The 25,197-nt window shown below is 35.3% G+C and carries 28 protein-coding genes; 13 read left to right on the forward strand and 15 right to left on the reverse strand.

All coding sequences use genetic code 11. From position 1 onward, the window contains the following. Nucleotides 1-65: 65 nt before the first annotated feature. Entirely contained in the window at nt 66-659 is a 594-nt protein-coding gene (locus YQ22_RS18555; RefSeq protein ID WP_058102943.1) for a TetR/AcrR family transcriptional regulator, read from the forward strand. 55 nt (nt 660-714) lie between these two features. On the opposite strand, the gene YQ22_RS18560 is transcribed toward YQ22_RS18555, so the two are convergent. After that, a complete protein-coding gene (locus YQ22_RS18560; protein WP_071342400.1) occupies nt 715-2,349 on the reverse strand; it encodes a PorP/SprF family type IX secretion system membrane protein in 1,635 nt (544 codons plus the stop codon). A gap of 84 nt (nt 2,350-2,433) precedes the next feature. Between YQ22_RS18560 and YQ22_RS18565 the strand changes: the two genes are divergently transcribed. Both YQ22_RS18565 and smpB read left to right on the forward strand, forming a co-directional pair. Beyond that, on the forward strand, nt 2,434-2,976 hold the full coding sequence (locus YQ22_RS18565; RefSeq protein ID WP_071342401.1) for a SixA phosphatase family protein: 543 nt from the start codon (nt 2,434-2,436) through the stop codon (nt 2,974-2,976). An 80-nt stretch (nt 2,977-3,056) separates the two neighbouring features. Further along, nucleotides 3,057-3,518, forward strand: a complete 462-nt coding sequence (gene smpB / locus YQ22_RS18570) for an SsrA-binding protein SmpB (RefSeq protein WP_058102946.1) — start codon at nt 3,057-3,059, stop codon at nt 3,516-3,518. On the opposite strand, the gene YQ22_RS18575 is transcribed toward smpB, so the two are convergent. Then, nucleotides 3,515-4,156: a protein-L-isoaspartate(D-aspartate) O-methyltransferase gene (locus YQ22_RS18575; protein ID WP_058102947.1), complete on the reverse strand. Its 642-nt coding sequence runs from the start codon at nt 4,154-4,156 to the stop codon at nt 3,515-3,517. The two genes, smpB and YQ22_RS18575, sit on opposite strands and share 4 nt — an antisense overlap. Before the next feature lie 147 nt (nt 4,157-4,303). On the opposite strand from YQ22_RS18575, the gene YQ22_RS18580 reads away from it, so the two are divergent. From YQ22_RS18580 to YQ22_RS18610, 7 genes are read left to right on the forward strand one after another with little or no spacing between them, the layout of a single operon-like run. Beyond that, nucleotides 4,304-5,278, forward strand: coding sequence for a Gfo/Idh/MocA family protein (locus tag YQ22_RS18580; RefSeq protein ID WP_071342402.1), 975 nt, complete (start codon nt 4,304-4,306; stop codon nt 5,276-5,278). Further along, nucleotides 5,275-6,165, forward strand: coding sequence for a 3-hydroxyacyl-CoA dehydrogenase family protein (locus YQ22_RS18585; RefSeq protein WP_071342403.1), 891 nt, complete (start codon nt 5,275-5,277; stop codon nt 6,163-6,165). Before YQ22_RS18580 ends, YQ22_RS18585 begins: the two co-directional genes overlap by 4 nt. Nucleotides 6,166-6,186: 21 nt before the next feature. Next, nucleotides 6,187-6,840, forward strand: a complete 654-nt coding sequence (locus YQ22_RS18590) for a YggS family pyridoxal phosphate-dependent enzyme (RefSeq protein ID WP_071342404.1) — start codon at nt 6,187-6,189, stop codon at nt 6,838-6,840. Nucleotides 6,841-6,878: 38 nt separating this feature from the next. After that, nucleotides 6,879-8,246 carry an exonuclease domain-containing protein gene (locus tag YQ22_RS18595; RefSeq protein WP_071342405.1) on the forward strand — a complete coding sequence of 456 codons (1,368 nt, stop codon included), beginning with the start codon at nt 6,879-6,881 and terminating at the stop codon, nt 8,244-8,246. A 1-nt stretch (nt 8,247) separates the two neighbouring features. Then, nucleotides 8,248-9,105, forward strand: a complete 858-nt coding sequence (locus YQ22_RS18600; protein ID WP_058102952.1) for an ion transporter — start codon at nt 8,248-8,250, stop codon at nt 9,103-9,105. Next, complete coding sequence (miaA, locus tag YQ22_RS18605; protein ID WP_071342406.1) at nt 9,098-10,018, forward strand: tRNA (adenosine(37)-N6)-dimethylallyltransferase MiaA; 921 nt, start codon at nt 9,098-9,100, stop codon at nt 10,016-10,018. The genes YQ22_RS18600 and miaA overlap by 8 nt, the downstream gene beginning before the upstream one ends. Next, complete coding sequence (locus YQ22_RS18610) at nt 10,011-10,499, forward strand: gluconokinase (RefSeq protein ID WP_071342407.1); 489 nt, start codon at nt 10,011-10,013, stop codon at nt 10,497-10,499. Before miaA ends, YQ22_RS18610 begins: the two co-directional genes overlap by 8 nt. A 53-nt stretch (nt 10,500-10,552) precedes the next feature. Here YQ22_RS18610 and YQ22_RS18615 read toward each other — a convergent pair whose 3' ends face one another. From YQ22_RS18615 to YQ22_RS18675, 13 genes are all read right to left on the reverse strand, one after another. Beyond that, a complete protein-coding gene (locus tag YQ22_RS18615; protein WP_027067244.1) occupies nt 10,553-11,266 on the reverse strand; it encodes a response regulator transcription factor in 714 nt (237 codons plus the stop codon). Between the two features lie 5 nt (nt 11,267-11,271). After that, nucleotides 11,272-12,855 (reverse strand): sensor histidine kinase, encoded by a 1,584-nt coding sequence (locus tag YQ22_RS18620; protein WP_071342408.1) that lies wholly within the window; start codon nt 12,853-12,855, stop codon nt 11,272-11,274. A gap of 83 nt (nt 12,856-12,938) precedes the next feature. After that, nucleotides 12,939-13,523 carry a dephospho-CoA kinase gene (gene coaE / locus YQ22_RS18625; RefSeq protein ID WP_071342409.1) on the reverse strand — a complete coding sequence of 195 codons (585 nt, stop codon included), beginning with the start codon at nt 13,521-13,523 and terminating at the stop codon, nt 12,939-12,941. Beyond that, nucleotides 13,520-14,485, reverse strand: a complete 966-nt coding sequence (locus YQ22_RS18630) for a hypothetical protein (RefSeq protein WP_071342410.1) — start codon at nt 14,483-14,485, stop codon at nt 13,520-13,522. Before YQ22_RS18630 ends, coaE begins: the two co-directional genes overlap by 4 nt. Next, complete coding sequence (locus YQ22_RS18635) at nt 14,485-15,492, reverse strand: glycosyltransferase (protein WP_071342411.1); 1,008 nt, start codon at nt 15,490-15,492, stop codon at nt 14,485-14,487. The genes YQ22_RS18630 and YQ22_RS18635 overlap by 1 nt, the downstream gene beginning before the upstream one ends. A 55-nt stretch (nt 15,493-15,547) precedes the next feature. Continuing rightward, nucleotides 15,548-16,354 (reverse strand): enoyl-ACP reductase FabI, encoded by an 807-nt coding sequence (locus YQ22_RS18640; RefSeq protein WP_058102959.1) that lies wholly within the window; start codon nt 16,352-16,354, stop codon nt 15,548-15,550. 83 nt (nt 16,355-16,437) lie between these two features. After that, a complete protein-coding gene (recN, locus tag YQ22_RS18645) occupies nt 16,438-18,090 on the reverse strand; it encodes a DNA repair protein RecN (RefSeq protein ID WP_071342412.1) in 1,653 nt (550 codons plus the stop codon). A 55-nt stretch (nt 18,091-18,145) separates the two neighbouring features. Beyond that, complete coding sequence (locus tag YQ22_RS18650) at nt 18,146-19,039, reverse strand: type IX secretion system protein PorD (protein ID WP_071342653.1); 894 nt, start codon at nt 19,037-19,039, stop codon at nt 18,146-18,148. Beyond that, entirely contained in the window at nt 19,032-20,237 is a 1,206-nt protein-coding gene (gene coaBC / locus YQ22_RS18655) for a bifunctional phosphopantothenoylcysteine decarboxylase/phosphopantothenate--cysteine ligase CoaBC (RefSeq protein WP_071342413.1), read from the reverse strand. Before coaBC ends, YQ22_RS18650 begins: the two co-directional genes overlap by 8 nt. Before the next feature lie 5 nt (nt 20,238-20,242). Continuing rightward, nucleotides 20,243-20,569, reverse strand: a complete 327-nt coding sequence (locus YQ22_RS18660) for a DNA-directed RNA polymerase subunit omega (protein ID WP_058104250.1) — start codon at nt 20,567-20,569, stop codon at nt 20,243-20,245. 17 nt (nt 20,570-20,586) lie between these two features. Continuing rightward, complete coding sequence (locus tag YQ22_RS18665; RefSeq protein WP_232231245.1) at nt 20,587-21,417, reverse strand: outer membrane protein assembly factor BamD; 831 nt, start codon at nt 21,415-21,417, stop codon at nt 20,587-20,589. A 119-nt stretch (nt 21,418-21,536) separates the two neighbouring features. Continuing rightward, nucleotides 21,537-22,427 carry a 4-hydroxy-tetrahydrodipicolinate synthase gene (dapA, locus tag YQ22_RS18670; RefSeq protein WP_058102963.1) on the reverse strand — a complete coding sequence of 297 codons (891 nt, stop codon included), beginning with the start codon at nt 22,425-22,427 and terminating at the stop codon, nt 21,537-21,539. A 2-nt stretch (nt 22,428-22,429) separates the two neighbouring features. Next, complete coding sequence (locus tag YQ22_RS18675; RefSeq protein ID WP_058102964.1) at nt 22,430-22,963, reverse strand: DUF6913 domain-containing protein; 534 nt, start codon at nt 22,961-22,963, stop codon at nt 22,430-22,432. 45 nt (nt 22,964-23,008) lie between these two features. On the opposite strand from YQ22_RS18675, the gene YQ22_RS18680 reads away from it, so the two are divergent. Genes YQ22_RS18680 through YQ22_RS18690 form a run of 3 tightly spaced genes read left to right on the forward strand, consistent with a single transcriptional unit; the run spans nt 23,009 to nt 25,174 of the window. Continuing rightward, the gene (locus YQ22_RS18680) at nt 23,009-23,794 is read left to right on the forward strand and encodes a 5'-nucleotidase C-terminal domain-containing protein (protein WP_071342415.1); all 786 of its coding nucleotides are present in this window, start codon (nt 23,009-23,011) and stop codon (nt 23,792-23,794) included. Between the two features lies 1 nt (nt 23,795). Continuing rightward, nucleotides 23,796-24,701 (forward strand): metallophosphatase, encoded by a 906-nt coding sequence (locus YQ22_RS18685; RefSeq protein WP_071342416.1) that lies wholly within the window; start codon nt 23,796-23,798, stop codon nt 24,699-24,701. Between the two features lie 14 nt (nt 24,702-24,715). Further along, nucleotides 24,716-25,174, forward strand: coding sequence for a GNAT family N-acetyltransferase (locus YQ22_RS18690; RefSeq protein ID WP_071342417.1), 459 nt, complete (start codon nt 24,716-24,718; stop codon nt 25,172-25,174). Nucleotides 25,175-25,197: the final 23 nt, after the last annotated feature.

The raw sequence follows: 25,197 nt of genomic DNA on the forward strand, positions 1-25,197 counted from the left end.
TTTTTTTATGAACATTATATACCATACAGTATAGATTTTTTTATATTCGCATAAAACAGTCTTATATGTCCACAAAAGCCGAAAGAACCACCGCTTATATTATTGAGACTGTCGCACCTGTTTTTAACAAACATGGTTACGTAGGTACCAGTATGAGCGACTTAACAGAGGCCACCAATCTTACTAAAGGTGCTTTGTATGGGAATTTTGAAAATAAAGAAGCTTTGGCCTTAGCTGCATTTGAGTTTAATAGAAATCTACTTCTCACGGCTATAGATGAACATCTGTCAATTGATGGAAATGCTATGGGAAAGATCAAGAATTTAATAGAATTCTATAAAAAATATGACGTATTCACTTTAAATATGGGAGGTTGTCCTATTTTAAATGTTGGTATAGACGCTCAACATAACAACAGATTACTTGCCGCTGCCGCTAAAGAAACCATTAAGGAAATTGAAGGTAAAATTGCCTTGGTTTTTGAAAATGGAATAAATGGTGGTGAATTCAAATTACCGGTTACACCATTACAGTTTTCAAAGCAATTGTTCACTATAATACAAGGATCTATTGCAATGGCGACTTTAACCAAAGACCGTAAATATCTATTAAATACGGTTAGCTATTTAGAAGTACTTATAAAAAGAGAACTGAAATAAGCAAAAGCTTATTTCAGTTCTAACCAAGGGTGTATTTTGTAAAAGATAAAGTTCTTTACTCACCTGTAACCCTGAATATCCAGATTTTATCGGTGTACTTACCATTCAATTTAGAGTCTCTTGCCTGTCTCGCATCTTTGATAAAATCAAACTTAGCTAAGTATACATAATTATATTTATTCTTTTCCCTAAAGAAAGATTTGGCATTTATCCCTCTTTTTTTCATGTCTGCCAAGAAAGCATCCAAGTATTTTTTAGTTCCGAAAACGTTGGCAATCAAATAATACCCCGGTTCCAAAGCACCCTCTTTGGTAACTTCTTCATATTTTTCGCCAGCTTTTACTTCCACGACCTCATTTCTCATTGCCAAAGCCTTACTTTCAGCTATAGAATCTTGTCTTCTTTGCTGTGCCAATGCAACCGCTTCTGCCTCTCTCTTCATTACTGCCGCTATGGAGTCTTTTTGCCTTTGTTGCTGCAAAGCCTTTGCTTCTGCCAAAGCTTGCTCTGCTTTGGCATTCTCTAGCGAGTCACGCTTTCTTTTAATATCCCTTTTAGATTGTTTAACTGCCAAATCTGATTGTCTAGATGCATTTTGAATAGAATCTTTTAACCTTTTACTTTCTATAAGCGCTAAACGTTCTTGTTTTTTAGACTCACGTTTTAGAGCCAATTTTTCCGCTTTGGTCAATTCAGTAGAAGCCACTTCAATTTCCTCTTGCTGAACAAGTGATTCTTCCTTATTTTTCTCCTCAGCAATTAATTGCTCTTCAAGCTCTTCTGCCGATGTCTGTTGTTTTCCTAATTTATAAGAAGTGACCAACTCAAATGTAGGATCTTGACCTTTTAAATCTGAACTTGTACCCACTTCAACCAATGCACCAAAAGACAATCTCTTAAAGAAACGACCACCAATACCACCTGAAAATCCATAAAAACTATTATACCCAGCTTGCGCCCAATATTTATTAGTTGTCAACAAGGTGATTAACCCGATTTGATTATCCAATCCTGGAATTGTTTTATAATACAGCATTGGTCTAAATACTGAACTATCGTCACTACTTAACACACTTACAGGAAAATCGTAACTTACCAATGCCTGAAACATCCTATCATCAGGACTAGTGTTACGTTCGTTAGTGGTAAAATTATAATCGAACAAATTTTCAGAAGTCAACCCAATATTAAATCTATCGATACTTAAATTTATACCAGGTGCCATTTGTAGTATAAAATCATTTTCAGCGGAGGTCTGTATAGGATTAGGAACAAAAAAACGATCGTCGGCTAATTTTTGTTGAAAGGCAAAAACATTTAACCCAACCCCTAAAAAGATATCTTCACCAAGTGCAATATTATACGCATAATTTAAGTTTGCCCCTGTATTTAGAAAAATACCCGTATTGTGTTGAAAAAAGCCAATACCAGCAGCCGAAACATCATTTAATCTAGCTGTATAATTTAAAAAGAGAGAAGTTGGATCACCGTCATAAGTTTGCCACTGCCATCTAGACCAAAATACTATAGAAGATGGATTATTACGGTCTAAACTATATGCAGGGTTTACTATACTCCCGTTGTATTCAGTTAAGTTTTGTTGCCTAAAATCGGTAGGAAGTACTACTTCCTGAGCCTTAAGACCAAGAACTACAAAACCAATAAGAAGTGTCCCACAAAATTTTTTCATATGCAAAAAAACAAAAATTAGACTATTTATAGTACTATTTTGAAGTAATTTTAGTTATTAAATTAATACACCAAACATATTTTCATGAAAGCATTCAAATATATCCTTTTTATTTTGCTGGCTATCAATCTTTCTTGCAAAGATGAACCCACCATTGATAAATCTCAAGAAGAAACTTCCATTTCTACTTTTTACTTGATAAGGCATGCGGAAAAAGATAGAAGCAATCCTGATGATGCAGACCCAGAATTAACGCAGCAAGGTTTGGGAAGAGCCATGCACTGGGCAGAAATATTGGCAGACGTAGAATTAGATGCCATATATTCCACTGATTATAATAGAACTTCTATGACCGCTGCTCCAACTTCGGTAAAACAGAATATAGATGTCCAATATTACGACCCAACCTTAATTGATATTGCCCAATTTAAAAGCGAAAATTTAAATAAGAACGTTTTAATTGTAGGACATAGTAATACAACACCTGAGTTTGTAAACAAGTTAATTGACGAACAAAAATTCTATAGTATTGACGACAGTGAAAACGGCACTTTATTTATAGTTAAAATCACTAATGGCACACCTTCTGTGGATAAACTCATATTTAACTGTAACTGTCCAAAATAATACTATTTTATCCGATTAATACGTGTAATTAGTTACAAAAGATCAAATCATTAAATGAATAGTTCTTACTTTTGTAGGTAATGCAGAATACAATAAACATTAAGAACAAAAGAGCTCGTTTTGAATATGAGCTACAAGACAAGTTCACGGCAGGTATCGTTTTGGCCGGTACCGAGATCAAAGCCATTAGAGAAGGTCGTGCATCAATTTCTGAAAGTTTTTGTGAATTTAACGACAATGAAGAACTATTTGTAATTAATATGCAAATAGACGAGTATTCACATGCATCGCATTTTAATCATAAACCTAAAGCGGAACGTAAATTACTTCTTCAGAAAAGAGAACTTAAAAAGCTTAGCAAAGAAGTAAAAACATCTGGTCTTACCATAGTTCCACTTAGAGTATTTATAAATGACCGCGGACTAGCAAAAATGCAGATAGCACTAGCAAAGGGTAAAAAACTCTACGACAAAAGAGAAACCATTAAGGATCGAGATAACAAAAGAGATCTTGACCGTATTAAAAAGAACTTTAATAATTAGTTCTTATTTTCCAATAAGGGTACAAATCTAAAAGACCCGTACTCTGTCTTTGAAAATTCTTTTTCCGTAGTTCTGACGAAAAGAGTCATTATTTGTTCTTCAAAACCAATAGGGATTACTAACCTACCCCCCACTTTTAATTGTGACAACAATGCCTTGGGTACCTCTGGGGCACCTGCCGTAACAATGATACGATCAAACGGAGCTTCTTTTGGCAAGCCTTTATAACCATCACCAAAAATCACCTGCTTTGGTCTATATCCCATTTTCTTGAAAAAAATATTCGTTTTTTTAAAAAGTTCCAATTGTCGTTCAATGGTATACACCTTCACTTTAAGTTTTAATAGAACCGCTGTTTGGTAACCACTACCTGTACCGATCTCCAATATTTTTTGACCAGGCTCTACTTGTAATAACTCTGTTTGGAAAGCTACGGTATAAGGGTGTGAAATAGTTTGGTTTGCAGCAATGGGAAATGCCTTGTTTTGATAGGCATGACCTTCAAAACTACTATCCATAAACAAATGTCTTGGTATTTGCCTTACGGCGTCCAAGACCTTTTTATCTGCTATTCCTTTGTCAATCAATACTTGCGCTAGGTGGTTGCGCATTCCCCTGTGTTTTAAGGTATCTTTCAATGGTAGTCGGTTTGTTCTTCAAAGTTAACAAAGTTCTTTTAACGATGGAAGAACCTATTAAAACTAATATCCATTTTTTGATAAAATTGAAATAAGCGATAACCTAAAAGTACCTAACTATACGTATTTTTGGGGAAAACGATACAAATGTTAAAAGTTGGTGTTTTAGGAGCGGGGCATCTAGGTAAGATTCACCTGAGACTCCTAAATGATTCTAAAAAATATGAACTTATCGGTTTCTACGATGCCGATAGTACAAATGGCGAAAAAGTTAGCAAGGAATTCGGATATACCTATTTTGAAAAGCTTGAAGATTTAATGAATGCCGTAGACGTGGTGGACATTGTTACCCCTACCCTTTCTCATTATGAATGTGCCAAACAGGCCATAGAAAAGGGCAAGCATATTTTTATAGAAAAACCCATTACACATACATTAGAAGAAGCAAACTCTCTATTGGCCTTAGAACAAGAATATAACGTTAAAGGTCAAGTTGGCCATGTTGAGCGTTTTAACCCTGCATTTACAGCTGTAAAACACGCTATAAAGGACCCAATGTTCATTGAGTCCCATAGATTGGCAGAATTTAACCCAAGAGGTACAGATGTACCAGTTGTTTTAGATTTAATGATACACGATATAGATGCTATTTTAAGTGTCGTTAATTCTGAAGTTGTGCAGGTTAATGCGAGCGGGGTATCTGTAATAAGCCAGTCCCCAGATATTGCAAACGCTAGATTGGAATTCGAAAATGGTTGTGTAGCCAATTTAACGGCAAGTAGAATTTCATTAAAAAATATGCGTAAGTCGCGTTTCTTTCAAAAGGATGCCTATATCTCAGTAGATTTTTTGGAAAAGAAAGTTGAAGTGGTCAAAATGAAAGACGCTCCAAAAGAACCTGGTGATTTTGATATGATCCTTCAAAATGCTGAAGGAATAAAGAAGCAGATATATTTTGAAAATCCGTCCATTGAAACCAACAACGCCATTTTAGACGAATTAGAATCTTTTGCCGAAGCCATTGAAAATAATTCAACACCAGTTGTTAGTTTAAAACAGGGCACACAAGCATTAAAAGTAGCTTTACAAATTATCGCAGCATTCAATCCAAAAAAAATATGAATAAAATAGCAGTTATAGGTGCTGGTACTATGGGTAACGGAATAGCTCATGTATTTGCGCAAAGCGGATTTCAAGTTCACCTAATAGATGTTTCGCAAGAAGCACTTGACAAAGGCTTAAGTACTATTGCCTACAATTTAGATCGTATGGTGGCAAAAGAAAAAATAACCAATGACGACAAGACAAATACATTGGCCAACATTACACTGTTTACTGAATTAAAAACAGGGGTAAAAAATGTAGACCTTGCCATAGAGGCAGCCACAGAAAATGTAACTATAAAACTGAACATTTTTAAGGAGCTAGACGCTGTTTGTAACAACAATACAATTTTAGCCTCAAATACATCATCAATCTCCATTACGCAAATAGCAGCTGAAACCAATAGAGCTGACAAGGTAATAGGTATGCACTTCATGAATCCTGTTCCAATTATGAAGCTAGTTGAAATCATTCGTGGTTATAGTACTTCTAACGAGACAACTAACATTATTATGGAACTTTCTAAAAAATTAGGAAAAATACCTACCGAGGTCAATGACTATCCTGGTTTTGTAGCAAACAGAATTTTAATGCCAATGATCAATGAGGCCATAGAAACATTACATCACGGTGTTGCAGGCGTAGAAGAAATTGACACAGTAATGAAACTTGGAATGGCACACCCCATGGGGCCTCTTCAATTAGCAGATTTTATTGGTTTAGATGTATGCCTTTCTATTTTGAACGTTATGTACGATGGATTCAAAAACCAAAAATATGCTCCTTCCCCATTATTGATAAATATGGTTATGGCCGGAAAGAAAGGTATAAAATCCGGTGAAGGATTTTATGATTATTCCGAAAGCAAAAAAGCCGAGGTGGTGTCAAGTCAATTTAAAAACTAAGTAGTAGTTGAAATCAAGTGTATGTCTATAAAAGAAAATCTTTTAGCTGTTAAACGAACCATACCCAATTCCGTAACATTGGTTGCCGTATCTAAAACAAAACCGATTTCTGATATTCAAGAAGCGTATAACCAAGGCCAACGTATTTTTGGAGAGAACAGGGTGCAAGAAATGACCGAAAAATGGGAGAAAATGCCAAAAGATATTGAATGGCATATGATTGGTCACCTTCAACGAAATAAGGTAAAGTACATGGCTGAATATGTTAGCTTGGTTCATGGTGTAGATAGTCCAAGACTTTTAGCCGAAATCAATAAGCAAGCTGAAAAACATAATAGAACCATACCCTGTCTTTTACAAGTTCACATTGCTGAGGAAGACACCAAATTCGGATTTAACGAAGAAGAATTGCTAGACTTAGTACTTAACGAAAATTTCAAATCGCATAAAAATGTAAAAATAGTGGGATTAATGGGTATGGCTACTTTTACCGAAAATATGGATCAAGTAAGGCGTGAGTTCAAAAGCTTACATTCGCTATACTTAAAACTTAAGAGTGAATACGCAGATTTTACAACGCTTTCAATGGGCATGAGCGGCGACTACCAAATTGCAATTGAAGAAGGTAGTACTATGGTACGTATAGGAAGTAGTATCTTTGGCTCCAGAAATTAACGCTAAAAACTACCGCCGTCCAAAACAGATAATTATACATGTACGCAATTTTAGATATTGAAACCACGGGAGGAAAATTTAATGAGGAAGGAATTACTGAAATTGCTATTCACAAATTTGATGGTCAAAAAGTAGTAGACAAGTTCATAAGCCTAGTAAACCCCGAGAAAGAGATTCAGCCTTTTGTAGTAAAACTTACTGGGATTAACAGTAAAATGCTGAGAACTGCACCTAAGTTTTACGAAGTAGCCAAACGAATTATAGAAATTACGGAAGATACCGTTATTGTAGCCCATAATGCACAGTTCGACTACAGAATCTTAAGGACAGAGTTTAGGCGCCTAGGGTACAATTTTGAACGCAAAACGCTTTGTACCGTAGATCTTTCAAAATTATTACTGCCAGATGCAGAGTCCTATAGTTTAGGAAAATTGGTAAGATCCTTGGGCATACCTGTTAGCGACAGGCACCGGGCAAATGGCGATGCTTTGGCTACGGTCAAACTTTTTAAGCTCTTATTGGCTAAAGATTCTGAAAAGATTATCATCAAAGACGCTATTAGAAAAGAAACCCAAGGGGAACTGTCTGAAAAGCAATTGGATATCGTAAGAGACCTACCCAATGAAACCGGAGTATTCTATATGCACAATAAGGACGGGGACATTATTCACCTAAGTAAAACCAGTGATCTAAAGAAAAAGGTGAATCAAATCTTTACCAAGTCCAACCAAAAATTTAAAAAGCTCGCCAAAGAAACCAAGAAAGTAACTTATGAACTTACTGGGAATGACTTGGTAGCTATTTTAAAAGAACATCAAGAACTGCTTAAAATAAGACCTAAATACAGTACTATTCCTAAAAAACGAATGTACAGTCATGCAATATGCACAACTATTGATGAACATGGGTATTATAAGTTAAAAATAGAGCCTTATAGAGAATGTAAAGAACCTCTAGGTCTTTTTAACGGTGTATTTAGTGCAAAAAATTATCGTTATAAGATTACTAAGGAGTTTGGGCTGTGCGAGAAACTAAATGGCATTAGCGAAGCTAGAAATAATTGCTCAGGTTATGATGAAGGCACGTGCCAAGGAGCATGTATCAACAAAGAAGATGTAGCCGAGTATAACAAAAGGGTAACTGCGGCAATAACCAAAAACAGTATTAAGGGCAACAAGGTTTTGGTAATAGACAAAGGCAGGGAAATAGGCGAACAAAGTGCTATTTTACTTAAAAACGGATCTTTGGTAGGTTTAGGTTTCTATGATTTGAACCATCAAATAAATAATATTCATATCTTAGAAAGTATAATTACCCCTATGAATGGTACACGAGATGCAAATTACCTAATTGAATCTTACTTAAGAAAAAAACGAGTACTTAAAATATTGGAATTAAACGATTAGTTTGAAAGAAGACCAAAAATTATCCCCATGGAAACAAAAACTTCATGAAATCATTTATGAAGCAGATACCCCTATGGGTAAATTGTTCGATATTATTTTGTTCATCATCATTATTTTCAGTGTTATACTTATAATGCTGGAAAGCGTAAAAGCTATAGATGCAGAATATCATGAAATACTATTTATATTAGAATGGCTGGTAACTATTTTCTTTACTATTGAATATATCGCAAGAATTATATGCATTAAAAAACCAAGTAATTATATATTCAGTTTTTATGGTATTATTGATTTTCTATCCACTATACCATTATATATCTCCTATATTTTTGCGGGTTCTCAGGTGCTTTTAGCGGTTAGAGCATTTAGGTTACTACGTGTTTTCAGAATATTAAAATTAGCACGTTTTCTTGGTGAAGCATCGCAACTGAAAAGAGCATTAAAAGCAAGTAGGGCAAAAATCACGGTATTTCTATTTGCCGTTCTTATCGCATCTGTTATGATGGGTACTTTAATGTACCTGGTTGAAGGTGACGAAGCTGGGTTTACAAGCATACCTACTAGCATATATTGGACTATTGTTACACTTACTACTGTTGGTTATGGAGACATTGCCCCTATAACACCACAAGGCCAAGCTATTGCTACCATTATTATGTTATTGGGTTATGGCATTATTGCCGTACCTACAGGTATGGTAACCGCTGAGTTTGCAAAACAAGGTAAAGACACCTCTACTTTAAAGAATTCTGGCAGCTATGTACATGTTAACACACAGTGTTGCCCAACATGCACCAAAGAGGGTCATAGAGATGATGCTACCCATTGTTATAATTGTGGATCTTTACTGAATGAATAATATTTTAATTTCTGTAGTGGGGCCAACTGCCATTGGCAAAACCAAATTAGGTATTCTATTAGCAAATCATTTCAGGACCGAAATTATATCTGCGGATTCTAGACAGTTCTTTAAAGAAATGAATATTGGCACCGCTGTTCCTGACAAAGAAGAACTATCACAAGCCAAACACCATTTTATACAACATAAAAGTGTTTTAGAAGCATATACGGTAGGCGATTTTGAACGAGAGGCTTTACAAAAGCTATCTCACCTCTTTGCAAAACACAAAGTAGTTATTATGGTTGGCGGCAGTGGTCTTTATGTAAATGCAATAACAGAAGGATTAAATAATTTCCCCACAGTAGACCCAATCATTCGTAAACAATTGAATGCCGAATTAGAAAATTCCGGGATAGCCGCTTTACAGACAAAACTCAAGGAATTGGACCCAACCTATTACGGCAAAGTGGATATCAACAATCCGCAACGTGTCATTAGGGCGCTTGAAGTTACTATTGGCAGCGGTACACCCTACTCTTCTTTTGTAAATCAACCTAAGGAAAAAAGAAATTTCAATGTTTTAACTATTGGGCTAAAGGCGGAAAGACCAATGATTTACGACCGTATCAATAAACGAGTTGATTTAATGATTGATAACGGGTTATTGGAAGAGGCAAAGAATATGCTATCTTTTAAAAACTTGAACGCCCTACAAACCGTTGGATATAAAGAATTATTCAAGTATTTTGAAGGAGATTGGACTTTAGACTTTGCCGTTTCAGAAATTAAAAAAAATACCAGAAGATTTGCAAAGAGGCAACTTACTTGGTTCTTGCGCAATAAAAATACCATTTGGGTCAATTACGATTATGAGCCTAAAAAGCTTTTAAATGAAATTGACGATGAAATTAAAAAACTAACGCATGGTTAAAAAACAGATTCTATATGTAATGGGTGTTTCGGGCAGCGGAAAGTCTACTATAGGGAAATTATTGGCCAATAAATTACAGTTTCGGTTTTTTGATGGTGATGATTTTCATCCAGAAGCGAACGTAAAGAAAATGAAAGCAGGTCACCCCTTAAATGATGATGACCGCCAGGGCTGGTTAGAAAAATTAAATGAGGTAGCAATAGAAAATTTAGCTACTGGTGCCGTAATTGTATGTTCTTCCCTTAAAAAAAAATATAGAACTATTCTTAGTAAGAATTTAGAGGACAAGCATAAGTTCGTTTATTTAGAAGGAAGTTTTGACCTTATAGAGAAAAGGTTGAGTGCAAGAAAAAATCATTATATGCCCGCGGGACTGCTACAATCTCAATTTGATATTCTTGAAGCACCTTTAGAGGCAATAACCGTATCAATTGACCAAGAACCCAATGATATTGTCAACGACATTATGAGAAAGCTCTAAAACAAAAAAGCATCCAATAAATTGGATGCTTTTTTAGTATCTGGAATAGTGAATTATTCACCTTCTGTCTTTACGACCAAACGGAATCCTTCACCGTGAATATTCAAAATCTCAACAGTATCATCCACTTTTAAATACTTACGTAATTTGGCTATGTAAACATCCATACTACGAGAAGTAAAGTAGTTATCATCTCTCCAAATCTTTGTTAACGCCAATTCTCTTGGCATAAGATCGTTTTCATGTAAGGCCAACAAACGTAACAATTCATTCTCTTTTGGAGATAATTTTATTGATTCTTCATCTTTGTACTTCAAGAATCTTAATTTAGAATTCAAATGGAAACCACCAATAGTAAATTCAAATTTCTTACTGTCCGCCAATCCGTTAGATGCCTTTCTTTGAAGAATAGCTTTTAGCTTCATTAACAATACCTCAGAATCAAATGGCTTGTTCAAATAATCATCTGCACCTGCCTTATAACCTTTAAGAACATCTTCTTTCATTGTTTTCGCCGTCAAGAAAACAATTGGCACGTTCTCATTCTTTTCACGAATCTCCTTCGCCAAAGTAAAACCATCTTTATAAGGCATCATAACATCCAATATACAGATGTCATAATTATCTTTTTTAAACTTCTCAAAACCTTCCATTCCATTCTTAGCCAAGGTGACATCGAAATCGTTCATTGACAAATAATCTTTCAACACAATTCCAAAATTTGGATCGTCCTCAACTAAAAGTATCTTCTTGTTTATTGTTTCCATATTTTTTATATTAACGGCAATTTGATGTAAAATGTACTTCCTTTTCCTTTTTCACTTTCAGCATAAACTTCGCCTTGGTGGTCTTCAACTATTTTCTTTACGTAAGCCAGTCCTAATCCGTGACCTTTAACGTTATGTATATCTCCAGTGTGTTCCCGATAGAATTTTTCAAATACTTTCTTGACTACACCTTTACTCATACCAGCTCCTTGATCTTGAACTTTAATTATGATATAGTTTTTAGCTCGTTCCGTGAACACATCTATTTTTGGTGCATCTTCAGAATACTTAATGGCATTATCCAACATATTCACAATTACATTCGTAAAATGCATTTCATTCGCCAATACTTCTGAACGTTCCGCATCTAAATGAGTGTGAATATAACCGCCCCGATCATCTACGATTAATTCTACGTGGGTAATTGCATCTTCTATAATGTCGTGCACATTAACCCTATCCTTACTAATATCCAGCTGATTTTTTTCCAACTTAGATATTCTAAGAACATTTTCTACTTGGGCATGCATACGTTTGTTCTCATCACGTATCATCTGCAAGTACCTTAAAACCTTTTCTTGATCAACAATTATCTTAGGATTCCTTATTGCTTCAACAGCTAAATTAATGGTCGCAATGGGAGTTTTGAACTCATGCGTCATATTATTAATAAAGTCAGTTTTAATTTCAGATATTTGTTTCTGACGGATCAACTGGTATATTGCCCCTGCATAAGCTACCACAATAATAATGGTAAACAATAATGAAAGCATTGCCAGACCTAAAATAGACTGCACCAAGAAACGTTTTTTCTTAGGAAACGAAACTAACAAATCGAAATTTGAAACCCCTTCAAAATCTACGAACATAGGAGATTTGTAGATATTTGCTTCGGCATATTTAAACTTAGATGACTTTACTTTGGTAGGTAAGCCATTGCTATACACACCATATTCAAAAGCGATATCTACACCTCTATTCTCAAGTTCACGCTGCAATAACAATTCTATTTCTTGTTTTGATACACGTTTATGAATTGGAACGCGTTTGGCATGAACCATAAACATTTCTTCCATTGCGGCCTTTTCCATTTTATTAAGACCTCCAATTTTCTCAATTCGTTGAATAGGATTTAAACGTGGTGTATTTCCTTCTAAATCAAAATCTTTTTTAAAAATAGAAGTAGTTCGTTTACTGGTATAATTTTTAATGATGGTGGTATCCGCACCATCACTACTATCAAAGAACGTAGACGAGATTCCGTAATCCTCTTCTAAAATACCGTGCTCATACAGTAAGATTTCGTTAGAATTGATATCTCGATCAATAAAGAAAAAATTTGTAAGCTGTGCCCCTTTTAGTTCACCACCTGCACTATCCTTCGCATGTAAATATCTATCGAAGTAATTTTTTGATTCTCTTTCCGTAATCTTATTGGTAACACTGTTCAACGCTTCTGAAACACTGCTTGAAAACTGTTCTTCACTACTATCAATGGATTTGCTGATCCAAAAACTTTGAACGAAAATCAGACCAATAAGTGAAAGGCTCATTAAAACTACTAAGAGCACAAATAACTTTTTGTTCATTGGGGGATAAAATTAAAGATTTAACAGTTAGACGATAGTACGTTTAACCTAACCTTAACAAAAATGTTAAAATTGCTAAATTACTAGCAATCAGTTATGATTGCAGCGTGTACTTGAAGGACAATTGACCTAGTTCTTTCTATGTCAATATTTTCTATAACAAAATCACTTAAGTTCAATTTCTCTTCATCGTCCATTTGATTGTTCATTCTGGCAATTACTTGTTCCCTTGTGCCATTATCCCTACGTACTACCCGTGAGATACGTTCTTCTTTTGGCGCGGTTACCAAAATAATACTATCGTATAAATGCTGCGCATTATTTTCGAACAACAAGGCCGTTTCTTGAATTACATAACAATACTCTTGCTCACCTGTCCATTTAAGAAAATCTTCTCTAACTACCGGATGCACAATAGCATTAAGCTGCGCCAACAATGTGGTATCATTGAACACCTTTTTTGCGATATATGCTCTGTTTAACTTTTCTTCATGGTAAGACTCTTCACCCAAAAAAGCAATAATTTGATTTTTTATCTCCGCAGATGTATTCATTAATTTTTTTGCTCGCTCGTCTGAATTGTACACGGGAACACCCAACTCTAAAAACATTTTGGACACAGTAGATTTACCACTGCCTATACCACCGGTTAGACCTACCACTTTCATTCTCTTCGCAAAATAAATTCTACCTCATTAACACTTAGAACAACATTATGCAATGTTTTAGGATATTGCACCAGTTGAATTGACAATCTATTACCTGTTTCTTTATTTGTTTTAGCGTAATCTGCCTCAACAACAAAATCCTCTTCTTCCAATTCTTTTAAATGATCTAGAGTACCTTGACAACGCACTTCCACTACCTCTGGAAACGTACGTACTTGAACATTATCAGGTAGATTAATTACTTGTACAGGAACCGCTAACACCTTTTCAGAAAACTTCACCACTTTACCTGAGATTTGTACTTTGTGGTCAGAAAACGAAGTACCATTCAAATTTTTTGGCAAGTTTAGATCCACCTCTTCAACAAAGGAATTATTTAAATTGTCTTTTATAACTTTCATTGACCTTACAACTCTTATGGAATCAATCTGGCTTTTTGGACCAGAAACTTGTATGGAATCTGGATCTACTTGAATGTCTCCTTCAAGTATATGGTTTGCAGAAAAATCTAGTTGCAATACAGCCTCAACCGGTATTTTCTTAGTCTCCAAAGAAGTAAAATCAAAATAAATGGCATCACTTTCAAAATCTACCAAAGCACTTGAATTACTCAATTGAGCTTCTAATTGTATTCTTATTTGATCAGAGGTGAGGTAATATCTATCATTGTCATACATTACCTTACTTACATCTAATTGAATGTGTTTAGGCTTTAATTCATAGCCTAAAAATTGAAATCCGACAGCTTTTAATCTTACAGCTATTTCTTCTTTAGGGCTAGTTGCCAGTAAAAAATCATCTGGTATATTAATATATTCCACTTTAAAACTGGTGTTACTTGTATATGTTAAAGACAGTTTATTGATCAACCAAGCAAGTGAAGCACATAACAAGAATATTAGAAAGATTTTCACCTTTCTTTTTTTTAATCCTGTTTTGATCCATTCTAGCAAACGCTCCATTACTTCACTCTAAAAAATAATTTAGGAAAAATCTCCTCTGGTTCTTTATTAGAAAAATTAATATACAGGGTTGATTTTAAAAATCCGTATCCATATCCAAAAAATTGTATCGCAGTTGCCAATAATGCCAAAAACGAAACTTTTATATTTCGTGTTTTCAAAAGCGCATCAATAAACAAAACCAAAAAGTATGTGCAATACATAAACCATAACACCTTAAAACCTAAAAACACCAAAATCAATGCTATAATAAATCCTAAACAAAAAACGGTTGGAAACCAATATGTAACCTTTTTTGTTTCTGGGTGCCATTTATATAAAATGGGCCTAACCATTCCAAATTTGTTGACTTGAATATAAAACTTGTTCCAGTCTATTCTTCTTTTATGAAACACAAAAGCTTCTGAAATCAATTTTGTTCTATAGCCTTTGTTCCAAATGCGAATAGTAAGATCCGGATCTTCACCTGGGTGTATATTACCGTAACCACCAACATTTTCAAAGGCTTCTTTAGATATACCCATATTAAAACTTCTGGGCTGAAATTGGTCTACAGCCCTCTTACCTCCACGTATGCCGCCAGTAGTTAAAAATGAAGTCATGGCATAATTAATTGCCTTTTGTACCTTAGAAAATGATTCATGCGCAGCATCTGGACCTCCATAACAATGCACAAAATCATCCTTTAGACTTTTTTCCGCTTCTTTTAAATATTGTGGAGGTAATATACAATCAGAGTCCAACACAATAAAATAATTGCCCTTTGCCTTAGCCATACCGTAATTACGGGAATCACCTGGACCAGAATTTGCTTTTTTATAATATGAAATGGACAAATAGTCTACGTACTCACCTATAACTTCTTCTGATGAAATAGTTGAACCATCTTCAACGATTACTACTTCAAAAGGTTGATCATAGGTCTGTAAACGTAGACTATCCAATAACTCTTTAATTTCATTGGGTCTATTGTATACAGGAATAATAAAAGAAAACGATAAGTTCATTATAACTCTCCTTTAATGAATAGGCTCCAATGAAATTGGAAAACTAAAATATTGATTAAAATTTCTCTATAACCTCTTGACTAACTCCTGTGTTAGAGAAACCACCATCATGAAACAAGTTCTGCATGGTCACTTTTCTTGTAAGATCTGAAAATAAGGTTATGGTATAATCAGCACAATCTTGAGCCGATGCATTACCTAACGGAGACATTTTTTCCGCATAACTAATGAATCCGTCAAAACCTTTTACCCCTTGTCCAGCAGTAGTGGCCGTAGGTGACTGTGAAATAGTATTTACACGAACTTTTTTCTCTTTACCAAAGAAGTATCCAAAACTACGAGCAACAGATTCTAAATACGCCTTATTATCTGCCATGTCATTGTAATCCGGAAAAGTTCTTTGAGCCGCCATATAAGTCAAAGCCACAATACTACCCCACTCATTCATTGCATCTGCTTTATATAACGATTGCATTACCTTATGAAATGATAATGCCGAAACATCCCAACCTTTTTGGGTAAAATCATATTTCTCATCTGTATACGCTCTACCCTTACGTACATTTACAGACATACCAATAGAGTGTAATACAAAGTCAATTTTTCCTCCTAAAATCTCAACAGATTTAGCAACTAAATTATCTAAATCTTCAACACTAGTAGCATCTGCAGGAATAATTTCTGAACCGGTTTTCTTTGCCAACTCGTCTATTTGACCCATTCTCATGGCAATTGGGGCATTTGTCAAAACAAAGGTACCACCTTCATCATGTACAGTTTGTGCTGTTTTCCACGCAATAGAATTTTCATCCAATGCTCCAAAAATAATTCCCCTTTTTCCTTTTAATAAGTTATATCCCATGATGGTAAATTGTATAGTTTGATTTAATATTCAAAGATATCTAAAATATGTTAAAACAAAATTGAAGTGACCTGTAAAAACCCTTAATTTAAAAGTTGCTTTGCATGTGCCAATGCCGAATCTGACAAATCTTTACCACCTAGCATATGTGCTAGTTCCACAACTCTTTCCTCATTGGTAAGCTCTTTTAAATTTGTCATGGTACGTTCAGCAACTTCAGTTTTAAAAACCTTAAAGTGATGATTTCCTTTAGATGCCACTTGAGGTAAATGGGTAATGGAAAATACCTGAAGGTCCGCACTCATATCTTTCATAATATCTGCCATTCTATTAGATATTTCGCCAGACACCCCAGTATCTATTTCATCGAACATAATGGTAGGCAACTTTTCATATTTGGCAAGCAATGCTTTTATAACCAGCATAATTCTTGATAGCTCACCGCCTGATGCTACTTTTTTTAATTCGCCATAATTACCACCTCTATTCGCGGTAAATAGAAACGATAGTTCGTCCATACCAGTTGCTAAGAAAGTGCTGGTATCGGTAAGACCTATTTGAAATGATGCGCTAGGCATACCCAGTAAATTTAAATCTGATTCCAGCTTTTTCTTTAATTGTGGAATAACAGATTTTCGTTTTTCACGAATAAGCAAAGCTTGCTTACCCAAAACAGATTCCATTTCTTGAATCTCCTTGGTCTTCAATGTAATTTTCTCGTCTAAATTAGCTGTTTCAAATACCTTATCCGCAAGTGCATTTTTAATCTCGATCAATTCTAATACATCACTTGCGTTGTGTTTTTTAAGAAGATCATATAGCAGCTGAAGCTTGCCGTTAACCTGTTCCAATTGATCTGGGTTTGCCTCTACACCGTCTTGCAAGTGTTGCAATTCAGAATTTACATCATCCAATTCTATCAAAACCGATTGAACACGCTCGTACAAATCTTTATAATTAGCTCCAAAATCCACCAATTTAGAAAGTGATTGACGCATTTCCGTAACCAAAGGTAATACCCCTATTTGCTCATCATTAAACAATTGATCTCCTTTAGAAAGCTGTTCCATGATCAATTCAACATTATTCAATTGCTCATACTCCTCTTCTAACAACTCAATAATACCTTCTTTCAACGGAGCTTTTTCAAGCTCCTCTAACATAAAGGTATTATAGTCTTGCTCCTTAATAGCCGTACTTTGCACTTCAATAAGATTTTGAAGTTCTTTTTGAGCCTTACGATAGATCTTTAAATCTTTTCTGTAATCGGTTAACCGTTTTTGATTATTAGCCAGAGCATCCACCAATTTTAACTGAAAATCATTTTCAGTAAGTTGCATGGTTTGATGTTGAGAATGAATATCTATTAAGTTTTCTCCCAATGTAGACAACACCCCCAAAGTGACCGGAGTATCGTTCACAAACGCCCTAGACTTTCCACTTGGTAAAATCTCACGTCTAATGACGGTACTATCCTCATAATCCAAATCATTTTCCTCAAAGAAACTTTGAAGACCGTAGGTATCAATTTTAAAAGTCCCTTCAATGATACATTTTTGATCTTTGACCCTTAAAGAACTTAAATCTGCACGTTTGCCCAATACCAAGGACAAACCACCCAATAAAATTGATTTACCGGCACCTGTTTCACCTGTAATAACAGTAAAACCTTTATTAAAGTCCACTTCTAGACTGTCTATTAATGCGTAATTGGAAATGGTAAGGGTTGAAAGCACGCGTTAGAATTTTAGATACACAAAGGTAATCTATAATTCGGTTTTGTAAAACGGTTCAATATTTAATATCGTTCCAAGTAGTTGCGTACAAAGGGGCTATTTTATTCAAGGTTTCCTTAAGCTTTACAATATCTACCTTTGGTCCGTCAGAAAAAATATTCTTTATCTCTTCAGATTTAGCATCAAAAAATGTAGAAATCAGAAATGCATTTGGTCGCCTATTGATCATCGTTTGGAACAAATTCATGGTCCCTGCAATGACCTGCTTGCCCGTACTATTATTATCGGGCAAAATATCCAATCCTTTTCTATGATAATTATACATGGCGATGCGATACTCCCTGTAGGTATTGGACAATAAATTATCTATCAACTCAAATCTACTTCGATTAGAATCGGCAGACTGACTCCATCCGGCAGAATTACTACCTTGAGCCTGAGTTACAATATTCTGCGCCCTTCTGTAGAAATCAGTACCCCCTTCCAAAGAAAAAGTATCGGCATCCAAGCCCAAAATCACATATGCGTAATATGCCATTACGCTGACCAAATTGGACTCGAACTGATTTTCGTTGAATATCAACGGTTGAAATTCTATATATTGAAAATTAAAATCGTTATCCTTATAATTGAATACTGGTGTTGAATAGGAAGTATTATAAACTGGTCTTGACGATTGTATTTGAATATTACCGCTAAATACGTTAGACTCATAAGAAGTAATGGTAATGAACATTTGAGCATTTACACGCTCATTTTCTTTGTAGACACGGTTAGTCCATTTTGATTTATTGATAAAATCGTTCAACGAGCGCTCCAACGTTTTAAAAACCTGAAGATCTCCTTGAGTCAATTGATCTGAATTAACCGTAACAACACAGTTTAATTCTTGTGCAATGGAAACAAAACAAAAAAGGTTGAAAAAAAATAAAAATACCGCTTTACGCATACCGTCTTTTAATAATTTCATTGAAGATATCCACGGCAACTTCTGCCTTGGTCTTTAGTTCAAACGTAGTAATGTTCGAATTGGTATCTATAAATGAAATTTTATTGGTTTTACCCCCAAAGCCCGCACCTTTGTCCCTCATTGAGTTAAGCACAATGGCATCTAGATTTTTACGTTTTAATTTCCCCTTGGCATTTTCTACCTCATTCTCGGTTTCCAAGGCAAAGCCTACTAAAAATTGATGCGTTTTATGATCACCGAAAGTTTTTAAGATATCCTTATTCTTCACTAGTTCAATAGTGAGGTTTTCTTCGGATTTTTTAATTTTTTGTTCCGCAACGGTTTTAGGTCTATAATCTGCAACAGCTGCTGCACATATAACAATATCCGCAGTATCATAATACATTTGAGCACTGTGATACATGTCATCTGCAGAAACTACATCAACAACATGTATATTATCATGAGAAACGGACAACTTTGTAGGCCCCGTAACCAAATACACTTCGGCACCCAAATTAGCCGCTGTTTTAGCAAGCTCAAAACCCATTAGACCAGAAGAGTGATTTCCAATAAAACGAACGGGATCTATAGCCTCATAGGTTGGTCCTGCCGTTATTAAAACTTTCTTACCAGTTAAGGGTAAACCTTTGGACAATTGATTTTTTATAAAATCAACGATTTCTTCTGGTTCCGCCATTCTTCCTTCACCATGCAAACCACTGGCCAATTCACCACTTGTTGCCGGTATCACCAAATTGCCGAAGGATGTAAGTTGCTGTAAAGATTTTTTTGTACTTGGATGCTTGTACATATCCAGATCCATGGCAGGTGCAATATAAACCGGACATTTAGCTGACAAGTATGTAGCCATTAACACATTGTCGCAATTTCCATTTGCCATTTTAGACATGGTATTGGCAGTTGCAGGTGCAATGACCATTAAGTCTGCCCACAAACCCAATGCTACATGATTGTTCCAGTCGACCGTATTTTCATCGGTCTTTACAAAATCTAGAACAACTGGGTTTTTAGCCAAAGTGGCCAAGGTAAGTGGAGAAACAAAAGAACTGGCACTATCAGTAAGGATAACCTTAACGTTAGCACCAGCTTTTATAAATAAACGAACTAAGAATGTTGTCTTATAAGCAGCAATGCCTCCAGTGATTCCTAAAAGAACATTTTTGCCGTTCAACATATTTCTTAAGCGTCTTTTTCTGTATTTCTGTGGTAAATTTTATCCATTAACCACTCTTCTACCGCCATAGCGTGTGGCTTAGGTAATTTCTCGTAAAATTTAGAAACCTCTATTTGCTCTTTATTCTCAAAAACCTCTTCTAGACTATCGCTGTAAGTAGCAAACTCTTCTAACTTTTCTAAAAGCTCTTTTTTAATTTCAGAGTTAATCTGAATAGCACGTTTTGCAGTAATTGAAATAGCCTCATAGATATTTTCCGTAGGCTGATCAAACTCATTACGATTAATAGTTACCGTAGATACTGATGCTTTAGAGTTTTTTAAATCGTTCATATTCATAATTACATTATTTATTTTGACCCAACTACCTGCGCTTGTTGCATGCGTTGTAATTCTTTATCAATCTTTTCAATTAAATCTGTAGCCTCTTTATCAAATTTTGATTCAGGAAACTGTTTCATTAAAGCTGCATGTGCCGCTTTTGCGTTCTTTAGTCGTTCTTCCTTCAACTGTTCAAAACTATTGACCGCCATATGCGTTAAAGCCTCTACCTTTACGAACATGGCCTCTTCCCTAAAAGGAGAACCCGGATTGTCCGCTACAAAGTTATCGCTTGCCGCAACTGCAGATTTCAGCATATCGTAATTGAACTCGCCTAGTTTATTATATTGCTTTAAAATTTCAAAAGCCTTTTGCTCTTTCTTCGTAGTCAATTCTTGCGCCATCGCATTTGCTTCTGCAAAATATTCCGACTCAGCATAGGTATTGATGAAGTTTTGCAATTTCAACAAGGCTTTATCGGTATCTGTTTGATCCAACGAATATTCCGGAGATAGTTTGTAATAACTTTTGGCGCCTAAAAAAGTAGCCTCTACCGCCTTATCACTTTTTGGATATGACTTTACAAAACGCTCAAACTGGTAGCCAGCCATATTATAATCTCCACGCTGAAAATAGCTATTGGACAAAAAGAACATAACACGTTCCCCTTGTGGCTTACCTACGTATTTAGGGGCAATTTGTTCAAGCAATCTATTTGCTCTTCTAAAATCTCCTTCTTCGTAGAATGTTTCTGCCATATCATATTTGGCTTTTACATCATCATGCTTAAGTACCTTTTGGTACTCGCTACAAGATTGTAAAGCAATGGCAATCAATACTATTGGAAAAACTCTCCTCATTTTAAAAAACATTTTGCAAAATTAGTGATTATCAATGGATTTAAAAAACAAAATAATCCAATAAAAATACAGGCTTTAAACCACAAGAATGCCCTACTCAATGAAGATTTAACGAATATTTATGCAGGTATACGTATCATAGATTCCATAAATGAAACAATTCTATGCTTTAAAGCATCCGATGCAACAATTAAAGGCAGTCTTACAAAGGGGTTAGCCAAACCTAAATATTCAAAAATTACCTTAATGCCTGCTGGATTGCCTTCTTCAAAGATCAATTTCATACCTTCTTGCATTTTATAATGGTAGCTATAAGCCACTTCGGTATTTCCATTTAAGCCCTCATGAACCATTTTAGAAAATTCTTCTGGCAGCCCCTGACCAATAACCGAAATTACACCATCGCCTCCAGCAACAATTGTAGGCAATGCAGTAATATCATCACCTGAAAGTACTAAAAAGCCTTCTGGTCTTTTTGAAATCAATTCTTGTACTTGGGTCATATCTCCACAAGCTTCTTTAACCGCAACAATGTTATCAAATTTCTTTGCTAAACGAACAACGGTTTCCGGCAACATATTACTTCCGGTTCTACCTGGTACGTTGTATAAAATTATAGGTAAGGGAGATGCTTGTGAAAGTGCAGCAAAGTGTTGATAAATTCCCTCTTGGGTTGGGCGGTTATAATATGGAGAAACAGAAAGTATGGCATCATATGCGGACAAATCCGCAGATTGTAATTCTTCTACCAAGGCAGCGGTATTATTACCACCAATACCTATCACCAATGGTAATGCACCAGCATTTGCCTCTTCTACCGTACGCATTACCAATAGTTTTTCCGCTTTTGATAACGTTACTGACTCGGCCGTTGTACCTAACACTACTAAATAATCTATGTTACCTTCAATATTGAAGGCTACAACTTTTCTAAGAGCCTCAACATCTACAGATCCATCTTCCTTAAATGGCGTTATTAACGCTACCCCTGCTCCTCTTAATTCTTTCATAACTAAATCTCCTTAAAAATGCCCAAGTACTTTTTCAATTCTTTTTTAAATATCTGAAAGTCCTTTAACGGCGTATCTAACATTAAATCATTATAAGTAGGCCCAACTTCTTTAAAACCTACCTTTAAACGAGCCTTGGTCTTTACTGACATTAAATTTAACAGTAAGCTGTCCTCATTATAATAATTCACCAATAAGTCATATTCACGTCCTAAAAATTCAAGGGCATAACTGTTCTCTATATCGCCGTTCCACCCAAGATCTTTATCTGAAAAAACTGGAGTGGCATATGGCGAGTTTTTATCATAAAAACGTTTATAACCAATAATTTTCACCGCATTTGGATGTAATGATAACTCTTCTTGAAACTGAAAAAACACCTCAGATTTCTCAAACTTATCTAGATCCACAATACAACCTACAGAACGTATTCCTTTACTCTCACGCGTTACAGCAATTGGTGTTGCCACCAACTGTTTTAATATTTTACGGCCAGATTTCCGTTTAAACTTGTCCTTAATTCCTTTTAAAAACATGTATTTTTACATTTAGACAAATGTAAATAATATCCCTGCAACTATATGGCGAAGTTAAAACACTTTGATATTTTAAATATAAAACATTATGTTATATTTATAACATTTATGGTTTTAGCGTCTTGCAAAAATGCTCCGGAACACCTTACCGAACTGACTGGCAAGCAAATAGCAATTGATAGCAGTTTTACCACTGTTGACAGTATTCAAAAATTTATTCAACCTTTTCATGATCGTGTAGAAAGTATTTTAGATAGTACGTTGGCCTATGCTCCGTTCGTTATATCTAAAACCGATGGAAAATTCAACACTACAGCGGGTAATTTAATGGCGGATATTGTTCTAAGTGAAACCAATCCTATATTCAAGAAACGAACTGGCCACAATATAGATATGGTTTTATTGAACCATGGCGGTATACGCTCTATTATCTCCAAAGGCAACGTTACTTCCAGAACCGCTTATGAGGTAATGCCTTTTGAAAATTCCGTTGTCGTAGTAGAATTAAAAGGTGAATCGTTAATGAAAATGGTAGACTACCTTATACACTCTAAACGAGCGCACCCCATTGCAGGCGCACAGCTTATATTGAATAAAAATAACACAGTCAAAGCCTTTACTGTGGACGGTAAACCTATTGACAAAAATAAATCCTACTATGTGGCTACATCAGATTATTTGGTAACTGGTGGCGACAATATGGGATTTTTCAAAGATGCCATTTCAAAAACGGAAACCGATTACAAAATAAGAAATACCATGATAGATTTCTTTTCCAAAGTGGATACCCTAGCCCCAAAAGTAGATTTAAGATATTATCAATTACAGTAAAATGGAAAGAAGAAAATTTATAAAAAATACGGCTGCAACCTCTGGTTTATTGACTTTGGGCGGACTTAGCTTAAACTCTTGCAACGTTGCCACAAAAAAACACATTACCATTTTACACACCAATGACGTACACAGTCACGTAGACGCTTTCCCTAACAATCATGCAGATTTTCCAGGCTTAGGCGGTTTGGCGCGTAGAGCTGGTTTGGTAGATAGTATCAGAAAAGAGAATCCGAATACTTTTCTTTTTGATGCCGGTGATATTTTTCAAGGTACTCCATACTTCAACTTTTATGGCGGTGAGTTAGAATTTAAACTAATGAGCATGCTCAATTATGACGCTACTACCATTGGAAACCATGATTTTGATAATGGTATTGACGGTCTATTGGCTCAAATGCCATATGCCAAGTTTAATTTTATCAGTGCTAATTATGATTTTTCCAATACCGTTTTAGACGGATTAACACAGCCTTATAAAATTTATGAAAAAGACGGAATTAAGGTAGGTGTTTACGGATTAGGAATTAAATTGGACGGATTGGTAACCAAACAACTTTACAAAGAGACCGTATTTCTTGACCCTTATGAACTTGCGATAGATATGGAAACTAAACTTAAAGAAGAAGAAAAGTGCGATTTGGTCATATGTCTTTCTCATTTAGGGTATGAGTATAAAAGTCAAAAACCAGATGATTTAAAGCTCGCTAAAAAAACGAAATATACAGATTTGATTATTGGTGGGCACACTCACACCTTTCTAGATCAACCTACTGTAGTTAGTAATGCCGTAGAGCGTGATATTCTTGTAAATCAAGTTGGGTGTTTTGGAGTAAATCTAGGTAGAATTGATTTTTATTTTGACAATAGCACGGTTAATGCGGATGGATATTCCATTAAAGTCTAAAAAAGAGACCTCTTATGCTTTACTATAAACGTTGTTCTAGTGATAATAAAAACTTTAAAGAATTAGTTGCTTTGCTCGATGCTGATTTGGCATTACGTGATGGTGATGAAAATGCTTTCTACGCACAATTCAACGGTATTGATGCATTGAAAAACTGTGTTGTTTTTTATTCGGACAAAACACTTGTGGCCTGTGGCGCATTCAAAGAATTTAATGAAGACTCGGTCGAGATTAAGCGAATGTTTGTTCAACCAGATTTTCGAGGAAAAGGCATTGCCTCAAAAGCACTAAGGGTACTAGAAGAGTGGGCAAAAGAATTAAATTACTCCTACGCTGTTTTGGAAACCGGATTGCGCCAACCGGAAGCTATTGCACTGTATAAGAAGAACAACTACAAAATTATTGAAAACTATCCGCCCTACGAGGAAATGGAGAATAGTGTTTGTTTTAAGAAATATTTGAAACCTTCCTAAATCCAATCCAAATCAATTATTAA

It is taken from the genome of Maribacter sp. 1_2014MBL_MicDiv (genome assembly GCF_001865655.1).
In the GTDB taxonomy this organism is placed as follows: Bacteria; Bacteroidota; Bacteroidia; order Flavobacteriales; family Flavobacteriaceae; genus Maribacter; species Maribacter dokdonensis.